Here is a 6,000-nt window from a genome sequence, read left to right as displayed (position 1 = left end):
GCATCAAAGGTGCAGGTCGATGCATCAAAGGTGCAGGTCGATGCATCAAAGGTGCGGGTCAATGCATTAAAGGTGCAGGTCGATGCATCAAAGGTGCGGGTCGATGCATCAAAGGTGCAGGTCGATGCATTAAAGGTGCAGGTCGATGCATCAAAGATAGGGCTTTAATAACTCTTGGTGTTCTTGGCAGTAGCCTACTCAACTAAGAAGCGCCATATCAAAAATTTACTGTGCTAACACAGGCAAAAACTTGCGAATTAATCCGATTATTACTTCCGGCACTTCCAGTTCTGGACTCAATCCTACATCTTCTAGTTCTATAAATGCTTGAATTGCTTGTGGATTTAGATTTGCAAGGCGACGCCCTACATCCGGCCCTGTAAACTTCGCTTGGTTTCCCCAAATAAAGATGGTAGGTGTTGTCAATTTTGGAATGTATTCTGATAGATCGAAGGATGAACTACCTTGTAAAAATGACAGGGCAGCATATTCGGCATTTGGCTGCTGCGCCGATTGCACAAAAGCTTCTACAATTTCGGGAGAAAGACGATTGGGTTGAGCAAACACTCGCTCAAAAAAGTCACGAATGCCAAAGCTGCTGACTTGCCCTGCGTAAAGAACGCGATCGAGAATAGGAACACTGGCAATTTGAGCGAAGAAGCTATTGCTGTAGTATTGCCTAAAGTCTTTAATGCCTGACGGAAGCGTAAGAATGAGTGATTTAAACAGGTCGGGACGTTTGACTGCGGCTCGGATTGCAAAAGCTCCAGTTAGGGAAGAAGCAATTATTGTTACAGGGGCTTGGCACGTCTTCTCGATGAACTCAATTAGCATTGCGATGTAGTCGCCTGGAAGATAATTTTGTTCGGGACGATCCGATCGCCCCCAGCCAATCAAGTCGGGTGCCAACACTCTATAATCTCCTGCAAATGCTGGATAGACCTTCGACCACCCATAGGCAGATGCCCCACCTCCAATACCGTGGAAGAATATTAAAGTTTCGCGTTCGCGTAGCGTGCCCTCTGGGGTATCGCCCATTCCATCGGTTGCCCAAAGTTCACCTTGGTTAGTGTAATAGGCCATCTTTCCCAAGCTAGTTAAAACGGAGCGTTGCACGAAACCGAGTGGAATGAACATACAAGACTTCCTTTTCTACGCCAACGACATTAAATCAAAACTATTGGTCTGCCAACCCAAAAATGCGCTTGTGAGCGCTGGGGAAAGGGTAAGGGATTTAAAACCTTTCCCCTTTCCCCTTTACCCCTTACCCTTTACCCTTTACCCCTTACCCCTTACCCCGCTTGCGTCACGAAAGCGAACTACTAGAAACTTTAATTGCCAAGCTTCGCTAACCAACGAGCAGCGTCTTTGGCGTGATAAGTCAAAATCAAGTCAGCGCCAGCCCGTTTAAAACCAGTCAATGTTTCCATTACCACCCGTTCTTCGTCAATCCAACCGTTGAGGGCAGCAGCTTTAACCATTGAGTATTCGCCAGAAACGTTGTAAGCAGCAACGGGTAAGTTGCTTGCTTCCTTGACGCGCCAGATAATATCCATGTAGGCCAAGGCTGGCTTGACCATTAACATATCTGCACCTTCGATAATGTCGAGTTCGATTTCTTTTAAGGCTTCACGACTGTTACCGGCGTCCATTTGGTAAGTTCTGCGATCGCCAAATTGCGGTGTTGAGTCGGCGGCATCGCGGAAAGGCCCATAATAAGCCGAGGCATACTTGGCGGCGTAAGATAATATCGGCGTATCTTGGTAGCCTGCTTCATCTAAACCCGAACGAATGGCTTGCACGAAACCATCCATCATTCCAGATGGCGCGATGATATCTGCACCCGCTTTGACTTGTGAAACTGCCGTTTTTTTCAGCAATTCCAGCGTTGGGTCGTTGAGAACGCGCCCGGTTAAATCTCCTACTTCTAAATAGCCGCAGTGACCGTGACTAGTGTATTCGCACAAGCAAGTATCGACGATCACGATTAAGTTGGGTACAGCTTCTTTAACGGCAGTAGCAGCTTTTTGAACGATCCCGCAATCGTGCCAAGCGCCCGTTGCATCTGAATCCTTATCTTCAGGAATGCCAAATAAAATAATGGCTGGAATGCCGAGGTCGTAAACTTCCTTCGCTTCTTCGACGATTTTATCTACAGAAAGTTGGTAAACTCCAGGCATGGATTTGACTTCGTTAGCGATCGCCTCACCCGGTACGGCAAAAAGCGGGTAAATTAAATCACTGGTTGTCAGAACGTTTTCGCGCACCATCCGCCGCAGTTGGGGATGGCTTCTCAGCCGACGCGGGCGATGAATTGGAAACATAGTATTAAGATGAACGATGAAAGGGTAAGGGGTAAGGGGTAAAGGGTAAGGGGTAAAGGGTAAGGGGTAAGGGGTAAGGGGTAAAGGGTAAGGGGAAAGCGGCGAGCGAAAAAATCCTTTCCCTTTAATCGTATTTTTCTGTCTCTCCTCTGCCCCCCTGCTCCCCTGCCTACACAGCGACAGGATATTTTTTGAGTTGCAACTCCCTAACTCCGCTGGACTGTCTGGAAAATTTCAGTCAAAATCTCTGTAGCTCCTTGTTGCCGCAAGTTATGAGCTAATTGAATACCTAAATTTTCTGCCTCGTTAGCAGTGCCTGTAACAGAATCTTTGACTAGACGTTTGCCATCTACGCTGGCGACTAACCCTGTTAATGTCAACTTATTTTCGTCCAGCTGCGTATTAACACCGATTGGTACTTGGCAACCGCCTTCTAGTTCTCGTAAGAATGCACGTTCGGCTAAAGCGCGATCGCGGGTGGGGATGTGTTCAATTGCTTTGAGTAATGACAGTACTTGCAAATCATCAGCGCGGCATTCAATACCTAACGCTCCCTGTCCGACGGCATACAGAGAGAGTTCGGTGGGCAGAATTTGATGAATGCGATCGCTCATTCCCAATCGCTGCAACCCTGCTGCTGCCAAAATCAGCACATCGTATTCTCCATCATCCAGCTTTGCCAAGCGCGTATTTAAGTTGCCGCGCACGTCCTTAAAAGTAAAGTGGGGGAAGTGATAACGCAATTGTGCGAGGCGGCGCAGCGAAGAAGTGCCGATGACTGTGCCTTCTGGCAGCGTATCGATTTGCTTATCTTTGTGTTTTTCATGCACAACTAAAGCATCTGCCGGGTTTTCCCGTTCTGTTACGGCTGCTAACGCTAACCCCTCTGGCAAACAAGTCGGCAGATCCTTGAGAGAGTGAACTGCAAAGTCAATCTCCTGGTTGAGCATTCCCAATTCGAGTTCTTTGGTGAATAGTCCTTTATCGCCAATCTTGGCTAATGCCACATCCAAGATGTTGTCGCCTTGGGTGGACATGGTGTGGACTTCAAAGGAAATATCGGGAAAATGCTTTTGGAGTTGTTCTCGAACCCAGTAAGTTTGCACGAGTGCGAGTTGGCTTTTACGAGAACCGATGCGGATGGTGCGAACGGGACTGGAAATGTTAGATGAAGCGGGTTGCACTGAAGTCATAGCTTTTAGTTGAGATTGTTTGACGCGTAGTTGAGTTGCTTGACTGTCTCGAAAAAGAAAGCAACATTCTCTTCTGGAGTGTTCGGTAAAATCCCGTGACCGAGATTGAGGATGTGCTTCTGATTCCCCGCTTTGCGGATCGTGTCGAGAATGCGATCGCGGATCAGCTCTTTAGTACCGAACAACACGCACGGATCGATATTTCCTTGGACTCCAATATTTGCACCAAGTCGCTGCCGCGCTACTGCCATATCCACAGTCCAGTCTACGCTGACGATATCAACACCGGATTGCGCCATTAACTCTAGGATTCCAGCACTGTTGTTGATATACAAAATCAGCGGCGTGTCGGGGTGCGTTGCCTTAACCTGTTGCACGACTCGTTGCAGGTAAGGTAGAGAAAACGTCTGGAAATCTTCAGGACTGAGTTGTCCCGCCCAAGAATCAAACAGTTGCACGATTTGGGCACCGGCATCAATTTGATAGCGAGCGTAAACTGCGATCGCATCTGCCAGTTTCCCTAAAAATTGATGCAACATTGCAGGTTGACAGAAAGCCATCCTTTTGATAATGGCGTAGTCTTTTGAACTTTTACCTTCAATTGCATAGGCAGCTAATGTCCAAGGAGCGCCGACAAAGCCCAAGACGGTAGCTTGAGTGTTAACTTCTTGGCGTAGCGTCCTCAGAATTTGCTGCACGAAAGGTAAAGAAGCTTCGGGTTCAAGGGCAGTCAGCGCCTCAATTTGTGCTTGCGTGCGGATTGGTTGCTCGAATATCGGCCCTTTACTTTCCATGATGTCAAAGGAGATACCCATACCAGGCAACGGCGTGAGGATATCTGAGAACATAATCACCCCATCGGGTTGGAAGGCACGGAAAGGTTGCAGCGAGATTTCCACGGCTAGATCGGGATTCTCGGAGCGATCGCGGAACGAGGGATACTTCTGACGCAAATCTCGATAAACTTTCATGTAGCGACCCGCTTGGCGCATCACCCATACAGGAGGGCGATCGAGTACTTCACCTCGCGCAGCTTGCAGTAACGTATAATTCCCCATACATTTCTCCCTGGATTTAATAATTGTCATTTCAAGAATTTGGGATTTGCAACAATCCAATCTTGTGGGGTGGGCATCTTGCCCGCCCTAGTTATGCGAACTCTAAATTTAACGTGAGTTCGACAAGTCTTATTTGACCTCTCCCCCAACCCCTCTCCGACACGGAGAGGGGAGTAAAAAGCTTAATTTTTCGTTGCTCCTCCCTTTCCGTTTCGGAGAGGGAGGCTGGGAGGGAGAGCTTCATCGAAGTCACGTTAAATTTAGTTCTTCAATAAGACAAAAGCTGTTCATGAGCGATCGCCCACTATGGCTGAAATAAACCATTCTGTTTTCTCAGGAGAAGGTGGCGTTAAATTTCCGTTCGAGTTATCTGATTGGTTCTGATAAGGCTTCATACCCCATCCCATCGCCAAACATTTTTGACGAAGTTTGCGATAAGCAATAGATAAGTTATCGCAAGGAACGTGAACTTCGTCTGACAACTTATCGGGGACTGCCATCGGATATTCAGACTCAACCACTCCCTTATCTTCCATCACAACTTTGTAAGCTGCCCGCTGAAATATGCCATCAGCCCAAGGAAAAGTTAAAAAACTGCGAAACTGAATTCGCTTGGTAATCGTGGTGCGATCGTCAACAGGAACGTGAACAGTAAAATTAACCAGCTTGCCACGACCGAAGTCAACCACTAACCGAGTAATATTAGGCATATAAAAGCCTAGAGTCACCTTCACATTGGCTTTCAATGGGCGAAACACAAAGGCGAAAAGGTCTTTTGCTTTGGTATAATCTCGGACATTAACTTTGGCGTGACCTTCCCACTCCCCGACATTCAGCTCGTAATCTTCCATTTTTTGCTCTAATGCAAACCCATTCCCGAAGGACTTGGAATGAATAATAGATACGTGAGACATATCCATATCATTCTCTAGCGTGCGGGTGTAGTGAGCATTCAGTTCGTATTCAAAGAAAATTTTCTGTAGGCTTGGGTCTTCAAATTCTGGCAAGGGTGGGATTGGCGGACGTTCTTTTTCCGGTAAATCCCCATAAAATAGCCAGATAAAACCGTATTTTTCCTGTATTGGATAACTATCTACGCGAGCATTCTTAGGAATAGGAATTCCGGGTTGATTAGCAGGAATGTCAATACATCTTCCATCTGCTTGAAACTTCCAGGCATGATAGGGGCATTGGATACAGTCATCTTTTACCCAACCGAGAGATAAAGCAGCACCACGATGGGGACACCGATCTTGCAGAGCTATCAGTCGTCCTTGACTGTTACGGTAGAAGACAAATTTCTGATTTAATATCCGAACTTGCTTGGGTTTTTTGGTAACGGCGGCGCTGAACTCACAAGCGTACCAGAAGTTTTTTAACATACTTGCTTCCTGTTATTGCTGTGGAGAATAATGAATTTTCTTA

5 protein-coding genes are annotated in these 6,000 nt (G+C 46.9%); all 5 read right to left on the bottom strand.

Annotated features, from left to right (window positions below; all coding sequences use genetic code 11):
- Positions 1-225 precede the first annotated feature (225 nt).
- Positions 226-1,137: an alpha/beta fold hydrolase gene (locus tag ACM0OY_RS20170; protein ID WP_414570631.1), complete on the bottom strand. Its 912-nt coding sequence runs from the start codon at positions 1,135-1,137 to the stop codon at positions 226-228.
- Between the two features lie 194 nt (positions 1,138-1,331).
- The gene (hemB, locus tag ACM0OY_RS20165; RefSeq protein ID WP_414570630.1) at positions 1,332-2,324 is read right to left on the bottom strand and encodes a porphobilinogen synthase; all 993 of its coding nucleotides are present in this window, start codon (positions 2,322-2,324) and stop codon (positions 1,332-1,334) included.
- Between the two features lie 206 nt (positions 2,325-2,530).
- Complete coding sequence (gene hemC / locus ACM0OY_RS20160; RefSeq protein WP_414570629.1) at positions 2,531-3,517, bottom strand: hydroxymethylbilane synthase; 987 nt, start codon at positions 3,515-3,517, stop codon at positions 2,531-2,533.
- A gap of 5 nt (positions 3,518-3,522) precedes the next feature.
- Positions 3,523-4,575, bottom strand: coding sequence for a uroporphyrinogen decarboxylase (gene hemE / locus ACM0OY_RS20155; protein ID WP_414570628.1), 1,053 nt, complete (start codon positions 4,573-4,575; stop codon positions 3,523-3,525).
- A 287-nt stretch (positions 4,576-4,862) separates the two neighbouring features.
- Positions 4,863-5,957 carry a Rieske 2Fe-2S domain-containing protein gene (locus ACM0OY_RS20150; RefSeq protein WP_414570627.1) on the bottom strand — a complete coding sequence of 365 codons (1,095 nt, stop codon included), beginning with the start codon at positions 5,955-5,957 and terminating at the stop codon, positions 4,863-4,865.
- Positions 5,958-6,000 lie beyond the last annotated feature (43 nt).

Origin of the sequence: Nostoc sp. CCY 9925, from assembly GCF_963920935.1 — a bacterium.
In the GTDB taxonomy this organism is placed as follows: Bacteria; Cyanobacteriota; Cyanobacteriia; order Cyanobacteriales; family Nostocaceae; genus Nostoc.
This window is presented reverse-complemented; position numbering and strand designations above follow the sequence as displayed.

Excerpts from the sequence above, each read along its gene's own strand:
- hemB (WP_414570630.1), bottom strand. The coding sequence starts at position 2,324 with ATGTTTCCAATTCATCGCCCGCGTCGGCTGAGAAGCCATCCCCAACTG.
- hemE (WP_414570628.1), bottom strand. The coding sequence starts at position 4,575 with ATGGGGAATTATACGTTACTGCAAGCTGCGCGAGGTGAAGTACTCGAT.
- hemC (WP_414570629.1), bottom strand. The coding sequence starts at position 3,517 with ATGACTTCAGTGCAACCCGCTTCATCTAACATTTCCAGTCCCGTTCGC.
- ACM0OY_RS20170 (WP_414570631.1), bottom strand. The coding sequence starts at position 1,137 with ATGTTCATTCCACTCGGTTTCGTGCAACGCTCCGTTTTAACTAGCTTG.
- ACM0OY_RS20150 (WP_414570627.1), bottom strand. The coding sequence starts at position 5,957 with ATGTTAAAAAACTTCTGGTACGCTTGTGAGTTCAGCGCCGCCGTTACC.